Source organism: Paenibacillus peoriae KCTC 3763 (assembly GCF_000236805.1).
Taxonomy (GTDB): domain Bacteria; phylum Bacillota; class Bacilli; order Paenibacillales; family Paenibacillaceae; genus Paenibacillus; species Paenibacillus peoriae.
The window spans coordinates 42,560-59,298 of sequence record NZ_AGFX01000047.1; the positions used below are offsets into that span (position 1 = coordinate 42,560).

Below are 16,739 nucleotides of genomic sequence, written 5' to 3' on the forward strand. Positions count from 1 at the left end.
GCAATGATACTTGGGAAATATGGTTGGATAAGAATGTTTGTTCCCGTATTATACCTCTTTCTTACTGTGGATGCAAACGATAAGTCTTGAATAGGAGTGAATTGTATCTTGGATATCACCATCGTATTGGGCATCATCGCAGGAATCATCGCATTAATTGGTGGCTTCTTATGGGAAGGCGGCGAATTTTCAGGACTTCTCCAAGGTACATCGGCTCTGATTGTATTTGGTGGAACCTTCGCCGCAGTTGTTATTAGCTACCCCGCCTCCAAGCTGAAGACCATACCTACTGCTCTTCGGATGGCGTTTAGCCGTGAGGACAACCTTACCGAGCAATATATAGAAGATTTGGTTTCCATGGCTGCCACCTCCCGTCGATCCGGTGTACTTGCGCTAGAGCGTATTTCCTCGGAGCACCCGAATGCATTTTTGCGTGAAGGTCTTCAGTTGGTCATCGACGGCACCGAGCAGGAGCAGATCAAACAGATATTAGAACTTGAGTTAGATACCATTGAACAAAAGCATGAAGGATATGCCAAAATATTCGAATCCGCAGGCGGCTATGCCCCTACGATGGGGATTATTGGTACGGTAATGGGTCTGATCCATGTACTGGGCAGCCTGACCGAGCCTACTGCGCTCGGACCGTCCATTGCTGTCGCGTTTATCGCAACACTATACGGCGTAGCCAGCGCCAATCTGATCTTCTTGCCTATCGCTTCGAAAATAAGAGCATGCAGTGAAAGAGAAATCTCCACCATGGATTTGCTGCTGCAAGGTATTCTGGCTATTCAAAACGGAGAGAATCCGAAGCTGGTACGCAAAAAGCTGGAGTTCTTTATCCGCTCAGAACAAAATCAGGATCACAAACCGCCACGGCGTTCACGCGTAGAGTTCACCACTCCAAAGGAGGACTCCTTCCATGAGAACGCGCGCTAAGCGCCGTGGGCGTAAGGTGGGCGGAGACCATCGTGACCGCTGGATGATTACCTATGCTGATCTAATCACCCTGCTACTCATTTTTTTCGTCGTGATGTACGCCATGAGCAGCCTGGATGCCAAAAAATATGAGGTCGTTGTTCAATCCCTCCAGGATACGTTCCGCAAGGGTGATTCTATTTTGGAGCAAGGTTCAGGCATCACGGGGACTGCGGATCGCTACACCAGCAAAAATCCGCCTGCGGCCAAGCAACAGACATCCGATAAAAAAGAAGCGGGGTCAACCAAGCTAAACGAACGCGAACAGGCATTTCGCAAGCAGGAAAAAGAACTGCAAAATCTTATGGGTGTCATTCAGAAGTATATTTCGGAAAATAAACTGGAAAACCAGATTTTCGTATCAGATCAACCCCGCGGTATTGTGATTACGCTGAATGACCGCTTTTTATTCGATCAAGGCAGGGCGGCGCTCAAGCAGGGCTCTGCCAGCACGCTGTCCAAACTGGCCAGTCTATTCCGGGATTTGAAAACACCCATCAGTATCGAGGGACATACGGACAACATTCCGTTCACCCGCACCTCGAACTCATCAATCTACAAGGACAACTGGGAGCTTTCCGGCGCACGGGCGTTATCCGTACTCCGATTCTTTCTGGATAGAGAACAACTGTCACCCTCTGGATTTCAGTATGCAGGCTATGCAGATACCCGTCCGGTTGGTGACAATAGCACCGAGGCTGGACGTCAAAAAAACCGGCGTGTCGAAATCACTGTATTGCGTCAGCTTCAACAGTAAATGCCAAAAACCTCCTGAGTCACGCAACAACGTGAATCGGGAGGTTTTTATTGGACACATCATCATGTTACATGGCTTCCGCCCTGATGTAGACGCAGAACAATAAACCGTACGAACAACGTGTAAAAGAGCGGCGTACGAGATGCAATAGAGATTATTTTTGTTTAGTCTATATCCCTGCTATGTATTAGAAGCCAAGGTGAAGTTAGGTATATCTTGTCATGTTGCTTGAAGATCAATAAGATAGGACAAGCTCGTGTTGCTTCTCTTCCATCTGTGAACTTTGGGGTATGCTCTGTTGTCTATGATAGCTATATTTCCAATCGCTGTACTTATTCAGGAGCCGATCCAACTCTATGGACTTGGTCAACACCCGCCGATCCTTCAATCCCATCTCATTCGCCAAATCATTTAATTCTTGTCGCTTTTCTTCGATGCAGTCCTCCAATTCTTGCAATTTCACATCAATAAACCTCCTGTTTGGTGTGGTATTTACATTTATTTTACAAGCTGATACCTTCCCCACAGGTTAAAAATATAATACAACCCATTTCATGCCTTTAACGGGATGAATCAAAAAAACCAGCCTTACCAAGACTGGTCTTTTTGAAAACCGTTAACCTCCAACCCCATGTCCAAACACAACAATATTATGAGAGTATTCTAAAAAGCTAAAAAGCCCTATTATTAGAATGAATCTCAGGTTTTTTATTCGCATTTATCAAGACCTCCTCCATAATACTTTCATATTCTGATTTTTGGTCTTTTGTTGCCTGCGCTCTAAATTTTTCAAACATTGCTGTGCAGATCATAAACTTTTCTTTGTTATTGATTTGAAGACATTTTCTCAAGCATTTTAAAACATAATAAATACCTTTTTCATGGAAATGGTTATTAAACATATATATTGTTAGTTGATAACACAAATCGGCATACGTGTGATAACTAAATGATTGTTTATAATAACTGGCTTCCATAGATAATTCATTATTAAATGAGTTTAATTCGCGGGAAAACTGTTGAAGGATATTTTCAATCAAAAAACCATGCTTGTTAGCCGACTCTACTATCGTTAATAACCCTAATAAAATTTCTGGAGGGTTATCTTTTAAGAATTGAATATATATTGGCAAACTACCTGTGTCGCCCATAAGAATTCTCAAGTTAAGTTGATTAGCATTAGCCCAAAGAGTGAACTTTTGTACTTCTTTTTGCCCAATCTCCCCTAAATTCCCAAACCAACTCAAATCGGCATAGCCTGAAATATACTTCATGGCTTCCTCATACTTCTCTTGTTTTTCCAGAGCATTACCCTTTATTAAGTAACCTTGACCATAATAGACGACTAAATGTCTCTCAGTTTTCAATGTAACATTCTTTTTATTAGTTTCTTTGCTCTTACAAACAATAGTTGCAAGAGCTCTTAATTCATCTGCATAACGCTCTGCTTCTTTCCATTGATGCAAGTTGAAATAAAGATTTGACAGTTTAAGCAGACCATCTAAATGATAATCTAAGGGTACTCGGTTTCTAAAGGGTACGAATCTTAGTGCAGCTTCCAAATTTATCTCCATATTTACACTAACAGAAATTGAAAAAATTCTATAATGACTGATAGCCAACCTCTCGGAATGTTGGTATTTCTCATTTTCAATGACACATTCATAGAAAGGAATTGCCTCTTTTAATTTCCCTTCTTCATAAAGCTCCTCTGCCAAAGTAAAGATCGTTGGAATGTGGTTAAGATCCTCCATTAACCGTGAGAGCACTTTCTCAACACACCGCAAGTTCCCCACTTCAACACAACGAATTAGAAACGGCTTAACCCTTTTCCAGTGTGGTCTTCCATCATAAAAACATTCATCAACGTACAGGTCATACAACCAGTCCTCTGGATAATTAAGCGCTTTAGTAATCAAGTCCATTTGTCTCACAGAGATTGGTTTAGGCGGATTGCCGTTAAGCATAGCACTAAATATGCCCCGATTAAGCCCCGTAGCTTGTCCAAAACTATTAAACGTGTAACCACCAAGTTTTAATTCTTTCTCAATTTCCGAACGGATCGTGGTCGCTTTTTCCAATAAAGACACCTCCCGGCGTATTCAGATGATTTTAAAAATCACCCTCCTCGACAACCAATTACAATATACTAGAAATTATATGAATAAATTGGATGATGGTCAACCCCTTTTCCGCACTGTTTTAATATATTATGGAATTTAATGTCCATTAAATAGTCCTTGTAAGGACTTAATAATGAATTATTCAGGTAATTGAATTACCTCCACGCTTGATCTACCTTTGTCTACACTCATACTATAGGAGCGTGGATGTCGATGAAAACAACGAAACTCATAGGAACAAAAATCCGCCAATTTCGAAAAATGCTTGGTATTACACAAGAACAACTTGCAGAAGCATCCGATTCAACGGCTTCCTATATTGGGAAGTTAGAGCGCGGAGAGGTCAATGTCCAAATCAAAACATTGGAGAAAATAGCCGAGGCACTGGGCACAAACGTGTTTGCATTTTTCAACTTTAATTCATATGAAGAGCTCAAAAGACAGCCCTGGATATGGGGATGTGTTCACATCCTTTCCCAGCAGAGTGAAGCGGAGCAAAATAAAGCTTATCGTATTCTAAAGGAACTTTTCTCGTCAGAGAATGAGCTTTCTAAAAATAACTTCGATGATTCCAAAGGAAAAGGATAAGTTTAATATTGTTCTCAATTAGCCATCTATGCTAAGAAAAATTAAAAAAAGGCTACGCTGTTCTGCTCAATAAGTAGCAAAATACGTAGCCTTTTTGTAGTTTAAGGAAGCATGTGTTTCGCATTATACTGTACTTCTTCAAGCAATTTTTTATATTTCTCCCGTTGTTCGTATGTGGAATGATCTTTATACTTTTCAAATAAAATGTAATAGACTTAATATAGTACGCTTTATCATTCAATTGAGAAGATGCTTTGAAGCTCTTCAGCATACCATCCATGGCTTTCGAATAAGCTCCTGTATTGAAATAGTAGCGACTAAGTTCAAGAAAAAAACGAGAATAAGTGACCAGATTATAATTCGTATGATAGTAAGAAAAATTTCTATTTAATTCTCCGAATTCATCAATTTTTTCAGCAAAGAGAATTAAAATTTCATCTATTGGATAATTGTAATAATTAGCTGACTCGACAATAATCAATAGCCCCTGTAATATCTCCGGGCGATTATTTCTAAGAAGCTCAACATAGGCAGGCAAACTTTCCATTTTCCCCATTAGGATTTCCAGACTTAACTGGTTTGCTTTCGCCCACATCTTAAATTTTTGCGCCTCTATTTCCCCTATATCCAGTCCTTCAAAATCAGTTAAATCTGCATAGTAGGGGATAAATTCCATAGCTTTTTTATATTGCCCTTGTTTCTCGTAGGCATTCCCTTTCATTAAAAAGGACTGGCCATAATAAACGATTAGACGTCTTTCTGTTTTTAGAGGCTTAACTTCACGATTTTTTGATTTTCCTCTAACCTGCTGTTGATGGATACTCGTAGCTAGTACTCTTAGTTCCTCAGCATACTGTATAACCGTCTCACAATCATGAAGTTGAAAATAGGCATTAGCCAATTTTAGTAAAGCGTCTAATTGGTAATTTTCAGGAAGATTTCTTCGAAACGGTGCGAATTTTATAGCTGCTTGACGATTATTATCCAAATCAGTATTTAGAGAATAACAAAACAAACGATATTGGCTGATCGCCAACCGCTCCGAGTGATAATACCTTTCGTTCTCCACCACACACTCGTAAAAGGGAATAGATTCCTTTTTCTTACCTACTTCGCGCAACTCTTCTGCAAACTCAAATATCGTCGACACATAGGACAAGTCCTCTGTTAGTCTCGACAGTACCTTTTGAGTACAGTCCTTCCTCCCTAACTCCACACAACGTAATAAAAAAGGCTTAATCCGTTTCCAGTGTCCTTTTCCTTCGTAAAAGCATTCATCTATGTACAGCTCATAGAGCCAGCCCTCGGGATATCCTAATGCCTTGGTAATCAGAGGTCCATCTGCCGAACGGAGATCGGCTTAGGCGGGTTACTGTTCAGCATGGTGCTGAATGTACCGCGGTTAATACCAGAAATTTTACTAAAGCCGCTAAAGCTAAAGCCCCTTTGCTTCAATTCTGTTTCTATCTTCGAGCGGATCGTAGGTGTATGTTCCATGTCACCCCCCCTTTTTGAGTATAAAATTCTATTTATCTATCATTTTTTATATTATAAGGTAATTTTAATCCATGATTTCTTTAACCGGGTTTATAACAAAAAAAACTATCCTCCAAATCTTGAAAAATCAGAAGAATAGTCTTTTACAATATTAAAATCCATTTTACATATAATTATCTCAAATTTTGAACTGTGCATAATGAAAGAAGAATAGATACATATATATCCTCTGTACCTAGTGAACGCATCAAATTTAGAAAATTTTAAATATGCATCCGATAATTAAACTGTAATATCTGTTTTACTCCAGCTTTATTACTCTGCTACAAGCATCGGCGACAAATTGATCATGAGTTACTATGATAATTGTCTTTCCTTCACTATGGAGTTCCTTTAAAATTGTCATAATTCCATTTCTATTGTCAACATCCAATGATCCTGTAGGTTCATCTGCCAGTATTAATTCACTAGGTTTTAAAAGCGTCCTCGCAATCGCGACTCTCTGTTGTTCGCCTCCAGAAAGCTCATATATTTTTTGCTTAAGAGAGACTTGAACACCCACTCGTTCTAACACAGCCATTTTCAAATTCTGCTTTTCCTTTTTTCCTTTTTTTGCGTAAATAAGAGGTACTTCCAAATTATAACCCACTGTCTCATTATCAATTAATGCGTAATTTTGAAATAGATACGAAATTTTTTCTCTAAGAAGCCTATTGGCTCTGCCTGATCCAATCCGTGGGGCTTTTTCATGGAACAAATGAACAGCACCTTTATCCGGCTGTTCAAGTAACCCCATAATATTTAAAATAGTTGTTTTTCCCGAACCACTTTTTCCAACAATCGCAACCATTTCCCCTTTACTAATCTCTATATTTATATTGTCTATAACTGAACGATCGGCATAACTTTTACTGACATTGATAAGCTCACAAATGTTCTGCATGTAGATTAATCTCCTCCTTTCAAAACTTTAACCTTACTTTTCTTCTCAATGATTACGAGTGCAATAATAGAAGCTATGATTTCAACGATTAGTAATATCGTCATGATTACAAACAATTTTGTCTCAGCTTCTCTATTTGCAATGCAACTTAATATAGCCTGAATAAACCATATTGCTGAAAATAATAACGCATATTCTTTATATGTTCTAAAAAATCCCATCCCAAACAATCTACGCACTATAAACTTCTGCCGATTATTACTGAAAAATATGATTAAATTCTGGACGACTAACAGCATTAAACCTATGACTAATCCGGAAATAACAAGCAGATCCTGTTGTATTAAATTTTGTTTCTGGTAAATTTGTTGTAGAATATATTGATCTATCGTAATCAAATGTTTTAAATTATCATCCAGCCTCAATTTTTCCAACTGAGGTTCCAATAGTTTATAGGTTAATATCAAATCTCTGTTAATTAGTTTTATTTTCATTGGGTCTCCAGGTCCTTGCCCCAGCACTGCATCCCTATCAGTCATCAGACTATTCTTTTCTGTCACAACCTCAATAACTGGATCAATGATCATATTATTTTCGGAAGGGAATACTTTAGGGTTAAAACTAAAGATGCTTTGATTATTTTTCAACCACTTAATCTCAATTTTTTGTTTTTTTATACTACCAGGAATTACTTTTTTGTAAAATTCTTGATCATTAATCATGTTGCTTTTTCTGGCACCTTGAAAAAAACTTAGAATTTCTTTTTCTTTTGTACTATATTTCTCAGGTACTAGTAATAACCAGTTACTCATATCCTCAGATACATGAACAGGCTTATTATGAATGTCAATAACCGGGAATTCCTTAAGATAGTTATTATTCACCTTTATCGAACGTATACCTTTCCAATTTCTATTTAAAATAAGGTCGCTCTCCTCATAGCTCAGTGAATTAATTAAAATTCCGCCCATTTTATTCAGCAAAAAATAAAGTTCCTCATGTGAAGTGGATTCAAATAAAGAATCCCTTCCAAATATCATATCTCCGTCATAACCACTATTCACTGGATACAAAACACCGTAATCCTTGCTATGCTCCCAGTTTTTCAAATCGTTCTTCTTATCGTTTATAGATGTATAATCTGACCATGTTGAAAGTCCTATCAAGATCAGTAAGATTGAACATCCTATTTTGATAAACATATTTAGAATAAATATACCTTTTGTATCTTTAAAGTTCTTCATCATATTGATAATCTTGATTCTAGATATATATACATACGAGAAAAGCGATAAAGTTATCAATACAACATAAGTCCTTAATTCATAAAAAGCAGAAGTTAAAACAAAGAGATACGTTGCATTTTTGATCAATGCGGCTAGTATAGCAGACATACCTACCGAAAATACAAAAATAATTGTTATTAACTTCCCTACCACAATATACCACAATCGAATATTGGATACGCCATACATTTTCAGAATACTTATCCTCTTAGATTCATTGAAAATATAATAAACAAGTAAAAATATAGCAATGGTATTTATGACGTAACTTAGATATGTCAAGATGCTTATCCAAGTAAAGCTTTCTCCATTTATTTCTGCTTCACCTGGTTTTCTTATAAAATCTTCTGCTGAGTAAGAAATATTGTATTTTTTCAAGTATGTATTTACCTGATTAGTAAAAGTATTTATAAACTTATTGAATGCTTTATTATCAAACCCTTCCACATAATATGTACCATGGATAGAAAAATAGGAATAAGATGATTTTAGTGGTCTAATCGTAATTAGATGATTCCCCCCAAAATCTTTAAACTCTCCAATTTGATGAACATCATCCGAATGGCTTGTAGATAAATAGGATGTATCTTGCTTAGTGTCCTCAATTGTCAGGAATCGCCCCTGATTAAGATTGAAATGATTAAAAAAATGGGTTTTAGTCGTCAATAATATAAATTTCATAAGTTCTACTTCGTCATTCTCTTTGTAATTAATTCCTGCTCGTAAAATATTCACCTTGGATCCCTTTGCTGATTCATATAATATTGGGTATATTTCTTCTGGGGTAGCAAGTCCAGGTAAACGAGGAATTACAAATTCTTGCCCTAAAGATTTCTCTATATTTTTCATCTTTTCAAACTCTTCGTAATCAGTTTGAAGATAAGCAACGTAAAAAGAAAAGAAATAAGCTATCACAAGAAAACATGAGGATATTTTTTTCAATGTAACAATCTCCTTAATCTAATAGTAGACAACACCCTGAGATATTTACAATCTACTATGAATATGTATTTACTGTGTGAATTTATAAACTGTGATACGCAACTTTTTAAAGTAGCGTATCACATAGCTTTTAATCAAACTTTAAAAAGTACAGTGTGCTTTATTCGATTACGTCCCAATATGCATGTCCTGTTGCACTTTTACTTCCATAAATCTCCGATTTCGCTGTAGTTCCAGCATATTTCCATCCACTAGTATCTGAGTCACTTCCTAATCTAGTCGAGGCTTTATGTGATTTTTTAGCATGATCATAGATTGACCATACATGTTTTTGACTTCCGACATTTTCAGTCCCATAACTCCATGTTCCGCCACCAACACTTTGACTTCCGAACGGAGTTATTCTAGCGTTAGTTAATTCTACTGAACCGCTGGTCGCTTCATCTGCTGCCAATGCGGGTGTTAACGATGATAAGGAAAGTACTCCTACTAATGCAGCTGCACTCAAGGCATATTTTTGCTTTTTAAACATATATACTCTCTCCTTTATTATCTTTTTTGGTTCACAAAAGTAAAAAAAAAATGTATACTACTATAGGTTCTTATATATCGCCCAGTCAAAATCTTCATTAGGGTCAAGACACGGGAGATATATAAGAATCTTTTTTGTGATTTGGTGACCTGATATGTAGCATAACTTCCTCCCTCCTTTCTTCTAATTAATTCCATTATAGTTCTTGATGCGTTACAAAAAAGATTAAAATAAACACATCATTTCATTTTTTTACAAAATAATCAATAAAAAAACCAATCTTGCAAGATTGGTCTAATCTGTCTTCGTATACTCTTGAGGAACCTCAATCGAAATTGGTGGCTTAAACCAATTCCTCTGCTGGGATAATAAAAGATAATTTAGAGTATCCTTTTGTCCTTTTAGTATTTTCCCACGTCTGTAATGGTAAATGGCAAGTTGATACATGTAACAATAATAATAGGTCAATTGTTTAACATCATCTGATTCCTGTGATCTCTTTATTTGCTCAGAATATTTATCAATAATAGAATCTACATCAAAATCATATCTATTAGCAGTTTCAAGTATAGTTACAAGTCCAGAACTTATTTCTTCAGGGTGATTTTCGAGGAAAGTTATATACGCCGGAAGGCTCTCTCTCTTGCCCAAGAGTAAATCTAAAGTATAAGAGTTGGCTTTAGCCCACACACGGAATTGCTCCACATCTGCTTCACCTTCTGAGTCAAGCCCTTTAAACCAGCTTAAATCTGCATAGCCCTCAAGCTCTGCCCTTGCCTCTTTAATATAGCCTTTCTTTTGTAATGCTGTAGAGACAGAAAGGAATCCGTAGCCATAGTAAAATACCAAATGACGCTCTGTATGTAACCATGTAGTTGCTCTTCTTTTTTCTTTCCTTTTTTGCTGGTTCGTATAAATTACATAAGCCAGTTCCTTTAATTCACGACCGTACTTTTCTATCTCATCCCATTTGTGTAAGTAAAAATATATATTTGTGATCTTATGAATCGCCTCCAATTGATAATGCTCAGGAAGCAAATTACGATAAGGTATAAATTCCAATACTAACTCAAGGCTCTTTTCCAAGTCAGACATTGTACATGCTTTAAACCTTTTGTATTGGCTTATAGCCAACCGCTCCGAATGACGGTATTTTTCATTTTCGATTACACACGCATAAAAAGGGACCGATTCCTTTTCCTTGCCTCCTTTAAATAGCTCTTCTGCAAACTCAAATATCGTCGGCACATAAGACAAGTCCTCGGTTAGTCTCGACAGTACTTTTTGAATACAGTCTTTCCTCCCCAACTCTACACAACGCAATAAAAAAGGCTTAATTCGCTTCCAGTGACTTTTTCCTTCGTAAAAACATTCGTCTATGTACGACTCATACAGCCAGTCTTCAGGATATCCCAATGCCTTGGTAATCAGGTCCATCTGCCGAACAGAGATCGGCTTGGGCGGGTTGCTGTTCAGCATAGAACTGAATGTACCACGATTGATCCCGGATATTTTACTGAAGCTGCTAAAGCTATAGTCCCTTTGCTTCAGTTCTGTCTCTATCTTCGAGCGGATCGTAGGTGCGTACTCCATGCCAATCCTCCTCTTTAACTCAAAAAAATATATTTTTCGTCTTTTATAGCATTATGAGGTAATTTTAGTTCCTGATTTCTTAAACCTGAATATAGTAATCAAACATATCTCTACCTTCAAATCTCCATTCTAAAGTCATAACCACCAGCTTAGCCGGCGGCTTCTATCAGCCCTATAATGGCACGGTACAAGCAAGCGCCGCAGAAGGCGTATTGAAAGTCTGCCAACCGCGTGAGTTTTCGGTTTACCGACTCTCCCGTAAACGGGTCTAGCAGTTCTTTCATGGTGAGTTGTTCGTAATTCTTATCCTCCACTAGTTGATTCCAAATAAAATGAGCAGGCGGGATACTAAATCCCCCTGCTCATTTTAGCGATGGTACTTATATCATTTTAATATGGCGGAAACTCGCTACAACTGCTCTACGCACCGCGTTTCCTCCTTTACACTTGTAAAAGAGATGCTCTCGCGGATTCTCGCAAAATCCTCACAGCCGAAAATCAGGATCAGCGATATCAGATACTTCCGATTGCGTTCCAGCGTCTTTTTACTGATGTTGATCTCTTTGGTCATTGCCATCAAGGGAAGCTTCTTTTTTTGAAAAAGATTGTTCAGCCAATCCCGGTTGTTGCAAAAATGGCGGGCAATCCGCACCAGCATTTGCCGGGTATCCCGGTGGCTTGGCATGATATCTTCCAGTTCCCGAAGACAAACACCGAATTCCTGGAGTCTTTCATCGTAGCTGTCCAATTCCTCCGACAGCGCCGCAGCTCGTTCCTGCCTTTCAAAAGCATCCAGCGACCTTACCTTATCTGCAATGTATAGCATTTCCTCTTCGTCTTTCCAATCGGCTTCATTTTGGGAAATTTTTATTTTTTTCCGAAAATCATCGATCAATCGTCTGCGGATCATAAGAAAAGCGAAATTATTAAATGTTTTTCCATATTCCGTACGGTATCGATCGACAGCTTCATTGAAAGCGATCAGACCTATACTTGCTTCATCATCACTCCATCCAATTCGGCGCTTGCAGACGTGTTTGACAACCTTCAATATAAAGGACCGGTATTGACCAATCAGAGCCGACCGTGCCTGCTCATCGCCATTGCGAATCTGCGGCAAGTATTCTTCAGATAAGTTGTTCATCTGACAACCACTTTCCAATGTAATCACTTCATTTTTTTTATATTGTGGTGGTTTACGTCCATCATAATAATGGTATGAAGCTTCAGGTTGAGAAGAACGTAATGCCCCCCCTCTCTCGGTAAATAATCGGTTGATTCACATGTTGCCGTATATCAGACGCTTGTCTTAATTCGCTGTTGGTTCGGTTCCCCAAACAAGCTCGCCATTATGATACAACGTCACTTTCGTATGATCGGCAAATGAAGTTTGCGTGCCTTTATACGAGTAATCATCACTTTCGTTATAGTTCGACCAGTCTGTTTTATTAATACGGGTTTGAATTTCGCCCGTGCTGCCTCCAGGTGCCAGCACGCCTGCATCCGGGTTGAAGCTGACTTCCAAATAATAATCAGCACCGGTTGCAGCTTTATCCATTTTAACCAGCTTGCCGTTCAGCTTCGAGCAGCCCAGCATCGCATAGTCGCAGTTGAATGTCTGTTCACGGTCGCCGTCGATCGTGTAGTAGTAGCGAATTTTCAACTCGTTGACTGGTACGGAAGTTGTACCTTTGTTTAAAATCTGGAAATGCGGCTTAAAGTGATTGTCGTTCACATTTGTATCCGCTGCGCGATACTGGAGCACCAGACCCGCTGTCGGCTGCTGAGCATCCGCTTTCGGCGCTGCGCTAACCGTGTTCGAAACCGTTTGGCCTGCATCGTTCTTCGCTACGACTTGGTAGTAGTACGTCGTGTCTGCCGTTACGGCTGTGTCCGTGTAGCTGCTTCCGTATACATCGCCCGCTACTGTCGCGAACGTGCCGTTTTCATCCGCCGAACGCTTCACTTCATAGCTTGCCGCTTTCGCCGATGCTGTCCAGTTCAACGATACTTTCGCCTTTTCGCCCGCTGCGCTCAGCGTGAAGCTGCCCGGTACTGACGGCTGCTCGGTAATGCCATACGTTTTTAAGTTGGCTGGGAGCTTGTCTAACGTAATGACGTTCGGATGATTATATACTTTTTTCAGATGCTCAAGACTGTTTTGTTTGCCGTCTCTCAGGAAATCCCCATACCATGTAGCGAACCAGCTCCAATGGGCTTGATAAGTCTTCATCAGATCAGGATCCGGGATAGGTCCGTTTTCGCTCATAGCAACTAACTTTTTGTCCTTGCCCAATGTAACAAGATCTTCGTATTTTGCAATTTGCGGGCTGTAGTCGCCTGCTTGCGGATAAGAGTCAAAACTCAAAATATCCACATACTCGTCTCCCGGATACCAATCCGGAGCAACAGAATTCCAGACCCAAATCAGATTGTTCAATTTGTGCACATTAGTCAAACGATCATGCATCAAAATATACAATTTTTTAACAGGCTCAGGACCTTTGGCGCCCCACCAGAACCATTTGCCTTCCGCTTCGTGCAAAGGACGGAACAGGACAGGAACCTTCGCATCCTGCAACTTCTTCAATTGCCCTGCAATCACATCGATGTCGCGAATAAGCAATTTATAATCTTCAGACTCTGGGTTATTCATCGCATATTCTATATCGAATGTAGTCGAATCGGCATAGAAGCCTCTCCACCATTCTTTACCCTGTGTATCGATAAGATCTTTTGGTGCATTCCAGTGCCATGCAAAGGAAACAATACCCCCTTGCTTATCCCACGCAATCGCCTTTTCCGTTTCTGTGGAATTAAGACCGTGTTCCGCTCTGCTTGGCGAATAGTCGATCAGGTCAAGCGTTGCAATAGCCGGCTTTTTACCTACATTTGCTTGAAGCCAATCAATTTCCGGCATATCCTCTTGACCGGAGAGCATATTCTTGCCGTATTGATCAACCAGATAGTTCATCAATGCTTTTGCTTCTACCGTCGCATTGGGATTGATGAGCGTTTTCGTTACCGCATGTGGTGGGCGGTCAGCAGCAGGCTCCAGCTTGACGTAGTCGATATCGTACCAACCCCAGCCTGTTTCAAAACCGATCGTATTCGCCCCTGCATTCAACAGAAGCTTACCTCCGGAAGTTTCTTTAAAATCAGCCGATTTCCAAAGCACCAGCTCGCCAGACGATTTGCCGTTTAAAGAGAAATTCGTGCGTTTGTCATCATAAGGGGAACGGTAGCCGATTGTAAGATTGTACAAGCCTGTCGTTGGAGCCTGAATCGTCATTGTCAGCGAATCCCCTGCATTGTGGAAATTAGTTACGTAGCCAGTCCCGGAGAAGCCGGTCCCGCTGGATTCCACAGTTGTTCCCTTCAGCACACCGTCTTCGGCTTCAAAGCGAACCGGGCCGTCTGCAGGGACCTGCGGAGCTGCATTCACGACATTGGAATCGCTCGTTCCCGCATTGGTTCTTGCGGTTACTTTGTAATAGTAAGAAGTGCCGTTCGTTACATTGGTATCTGTATAAGACGTTTCGATCAAGTTGGATGCTATAGCAGTAAACGGACCATTTTCAGCCGTTGCCCGTTGTACACTGTAACCCACAGCTCCACTGGAAGCGTCCCAGGATAAATCAACTTTCTTATCGCCAGCCTTAGCTTTCAGCGTAAAGCTTTCAGGATCATCCACAGGAGGTACAGACGGCTCAGGCGTACCATTGCCAGCAGTCAACACGATGTGATAAGCCGTCAAAGGCGGTACTGTGTAGGTAAAGTGATTGCCTGAAATTTGCGTGATTGGTGCTGCTTGCTTAATTTGTGAGCTATTTTTGTCGAAGCCCCATACTTTACCGGAACCGTAAGTCGTATCACCGGAAAGATCGAATTGGGCGTCGAATGCACTGTCCATGCTTTTATTCATGACAACGAGGTGCAGTTCTTTGTAGGATGCATCCGTTACGGAAGCATGCACCGAGCTATCAACAATATCCGACGTTTGCGCATTAACGCTAATATCGCCGAAAGTAGAGTTTTTTCCGTCATAATTGCGGTAAAGCTTGTAAGCGGCGCTAACGTAGTTGTTGGCACCATCCTTTAACTTCCAGTAGTCTGCCATATAAACGTCGTTTTTGCCCAAGATGCCAAGCACATCGGTCATAGCAATACCGCCGGAAATATCATTTTCACCGCCGTAGCTAAACTCGGTCAAAGCCAGCTTGGTTCCTGGATAATACTTGTCCACCGACTGCTTCATTCGAGGCAATAAAGGCAAGAATTCGCTGTTCCATTGAGCGATCCAGCTATCTTCCTTGTAGGTTGGGTCCCACAACGTACGAGGCGCCTGCATTCTGGCTTTCTTTGTTTCGTCGTTGCCTACCTCATTCGTAATCCGTATGCCTCCACCCATCGCTTCGGGATACCAGTGAAAATCGAAAACATCCAGCAATCTCTTGCCTTCGGCTTCCGAACTGCGGCGCATTTGATCCAGGTAATAGTCCACGTACCAACTGTAGCTGCCTTTTACAGAGTTCCAGTCAGGTGCGGATTGAAGATCTTTATAGGCGCCAAAACCGTAGAGAACCGGACCAAAAATTTCGGCACTCGCGTCAACCGCTTTGACTGCTTTGGATAAACTTACCGACCGGTCTACCAACTCTTTCGCTCCGACATTTTCACCATGAATGCGCGGATGCGTATGCGACCAGAGAGCTGGTTCATTGTCGAGTGAGTATCCTTTCACACCCGTCTTTGTTGAAGCAGCACCGTACTTGTTCACTAAAAAGTTGACAAATTCATCTGCATAAATCTGATTGTCATTCAGATCAGGTTGCAGTTGGAACGGCGCATTTTTGGCATTTACGACCTGATTCCAACGAGCGGAAGGGGCCTTTTCACTTTCCTGCACACTTCCGTTTCCATCCTTGGCCACATAACCGGCCATCGGCAGCGTGACTAAAGAATAGGCGCCAAGCTTCTGCGATTGATCATGAAACGAAGTCGCCACCGCTCCCGGTTTTTCGCATTCGGCTTTGGTCAGACCACCATTCGTGCATAAATAGTTATCGCTGGATTGCTGCCAATCGCTTCCTGCATTGGACATATTGTTTTCCCAGTTGTAACCGGTCATTCGATTGCCACCAAGTCGTCTGGCAGCCATATTTTCATCGCCTGCCAAGTCCTGATTCGTACCGTATATATAAGGACTAATAGGCTTCCGATCCTTGGATGTATCGACTTTGATGGTAACGGTCTTTGCCGTTTGACCGTGAACTATACTTGGAGACGGTAATGCCCCTCCTACTATGATCGTGCATGCCATGAAGATCGGCAGCCATTTAGAACGTTTAGATAAAATACCAGTACTACTATTTCTTGCCTTCATGCCGCTTTCCTCCTTCAAATTTGAAAAGAGCGGCACCCATACGGGTGCCGCTCCGTCAGGCTTTAAGGCTCCTGACCCCAAACGAGCTTATCGTTCCGGTACAGCGTCACCTTA

11 protein-coding genes and 1 pseudogene are annotated in these 16,739 nt (G+C 40.5%); 3 read left to right on the top strand and 9 right to left on the bottom strand.

Going from position 1 to position 16,739, the window contains the following annotated elements; translation table 11 throughout:
• The first annotated feature begins 108 nt into the window (after nt 1-108).
• Nucleotides 109-939 carry a flagellar motor protein gene (locus tag KQI_RS0124900; RefSeq protein ID WP_010349615.1) on the top strand — a complete coding sequence of 277 codons (831 nt, stop codon included), beginning with the start codon at nt 109-111 and terminating at the stop codon, nt 937-939.
• Nucleotides 923-1,735 carry a flagellar motor protein MotB gene (locus KQI_RS0124905; RefSeq protein ID WP_010349616.1) on the top strand — a complete coding sequence of 271 codons (813 nt, stop codon included), beginning with the start codon at nt 923-925 and terminating at the stop codon, nt 1,733-1,735. The genes KQI_RS0124900 and KQI_RS0124905 overlap by 17 nt, the downstream gene beginning before the upstream one ends.
• Before the next feature lie 235 nt (nt 1,736-1,970).
• On the opposite strand, the gene KQI_RS0124910 is transcribed toward KQI_RS0124905, so the two are convergent.
• Both KQI_RS0124910 and KQI_RS0124915 read right to left on the bottom strand, forming a co-directional pair.
• On the bottom strand, nt 1,971-2,198 hold the full coding sequence (locus KQI_RS0124910) for an aspartyl-phosphate phosphatase Spo0E family protein (RefSeq protein ID WP_010349617.1): 228 nt from the start codon (nt 2,196-2,198) through the stop codon (nt 1,971-1,973).
• Between the two features lie 208 nt (nt 2,199-2,406).
• On the bottom strand, nt 2,407-3,816 hold the full coding sequence (locus KQI_RS0124915; RefSeq protein WP_010349618.1) for a DNA-binding protein: 1,410 nt from the start codon (nt 3,814-3,816) through the stop codon (nt 2,407-2,409).
• A 255-nt stretch (nt 3,817-4,071) separates the two neighbouring features.
• Between KQI_RS0124915 and KQI_RS0124920 the strand changes: the two genes are divergently transcribed.
• Nucleotides 4,072-4,446: a helix-turn-helix domain-containing protein gene (locus KQI_RS0124920; RefSeq protein WP_010349619.1), complete on the top strand. Its 375-nt coding sequence runs from the start codon at nt 4,072-4,074 to the stop codon at nt 4,444-4,446.
• Between the two features lie 101 nt (nt 4,447-4,547).
• On the opposite strand, the pseudogene KQI_RS27330 reads toward KQI_RS0124920, so the two are convergent.
• From KQI_RS27330 to KQI_RS0124960, 7 genes and pseudogenes are all read right to left on the bottom strand, one after another.
• A pseudogene (locus KQI_RS27330) lies at nt 4,548-5,943 on the bottom strand (helix-turn-helix domain-containing protein).
• A 301-nt stretch (nt 5,944-6,244) separates the two neighbouring features.
• On the bottom strand, nt 6,245-6,886 hold the full coding sequence (locus KQI_RS0124935; protein WP_010349620.1) for an ABC transporter ATP-binding protein: 642 nt from the start codon (nt 6,884-6,886) through the stop codon (nt 6,245-6,247).
• 5 nt (nt 6,887-6,891) lie between these two features.
• Nucleotides 6,892-9,114 carry a bacteriocin-associated integral membrane family protein gene (locus tag KQI_RS0124940; RefSeq protein WP_010349621.1) on the bottom strand — a complete coding sequence of 741 codons (2,223 nt, stop codon included), beginning with the start codon at nt 9,112-9,114 and terminating at the stop codon, nt 6,892-6,894.
• Between the two features lie 160 nt (nt 9,115-9,274).
• Nucleotides 9,275-9,646, bottom strand: coding sequence for a lactococcin 972 family bacteriocin (locus tag KQI_RS27335; protein ID WP_010349622.1), 372 nt, complete (start codon nt 9,644-9,646; stop codon nt 9,275-9,277).
• A 294-nt stretch (nt 9,647-9,940) separates the two neighbouring features.
• Nucleotides 9,941-11,239: a DNA-binding protein gene (locus KQI_RS0124950; RefSeq protein ID WP_010349623.1), complete on the bottom strand. Its 1,299-nt coding sequence runs from the start codon at nt 11,237-11,239 to the stop codon at nt 9,941-9,943.
• A 409-nt stretch (nt 11,240-11,648) separates the two neighbouring features.
• Entirely contained in the window at nt 11,649-12,383 is a 735-nt protein-coding gene (sigI, locus tag KQI_RS0124955; RefSeq protein WP_010349624.1) for an RNA polymerase sigma-I factor, read from the bottom strand.
• A gap of 165 nt (nt 12,384-12,548) precedes the next feature.
• Nucleotides 12,549-16,625 carry a glycosyl hydrolase gene (locus tag KQI_RS0124960; RefSeq protein ID WP_010349625.1) on the bottom strand — a complete coding sequence of 1,359 codons (4,077 nt, stop codon included), beginning with the start codon at nt 16,623-16,625 and terminating at the stop codon, nt 12,549-12,551.
• Between the last annotated feature and the right edge of the window lie 114 nt (nt 16,626-16,739).

What these genes read in the sequence shown, in the direction of transcription:
- KQI_RS0124905 (WP_010349616.1), top strand. Translation starts at nt 923, where the DNA reads ATGAGAACGCGCGCTAAGCGCCGTGGGCGTAAGGTGGGCGGAGACCAT.
- KQI_RS0124935 (WP_010349620.1), bottom strand. Translation starts at nt 6,886, where the DNA reads ATGCAGAACATTTGTGAGCTTATCAATGTCAGTAAAAGTTATGCCGAT.
- KQI_RS0124920 (WP_010349619.1), top strand. Translation starts at nt 4,072, where the DNA reads ATGAAAACAACGAAACTCATAGGAACAAAAATCCGCCAATTTCGAAAA.
- KQI_RS27335 (WP_010349622.1), bottom strand. Translation starts at nt 9,646, where the DNA reads ATGTTTAAAAAGCAAAAATATGCCTTGAGTGCAGCTGCATTAGTAGGA.
- KQI_RS0124960 (WP_010349625.1), bottom strand. Translation starts at nt 16,625, where the DNA reads ATGAAGGCAAGAAATAGTAGTACTGGTATTTTATCTAAACGTTCTAAA.
- KQI_RS0124950 (WP_010349623.1), bottom strand. Translation starts at nt 11,239, where the DNA reads ATGGAGTACGCACCTACGATCCGCTCGAAGATAGAGACAGAACTGAAG.
- sigI (WP_010349624.1), bottom strand. Translation starts at nt 12,383, where the DNA reads ATGAACAACTTATCTGAAGAATACTTGCCGCAGATTCGCAATGGCGAT.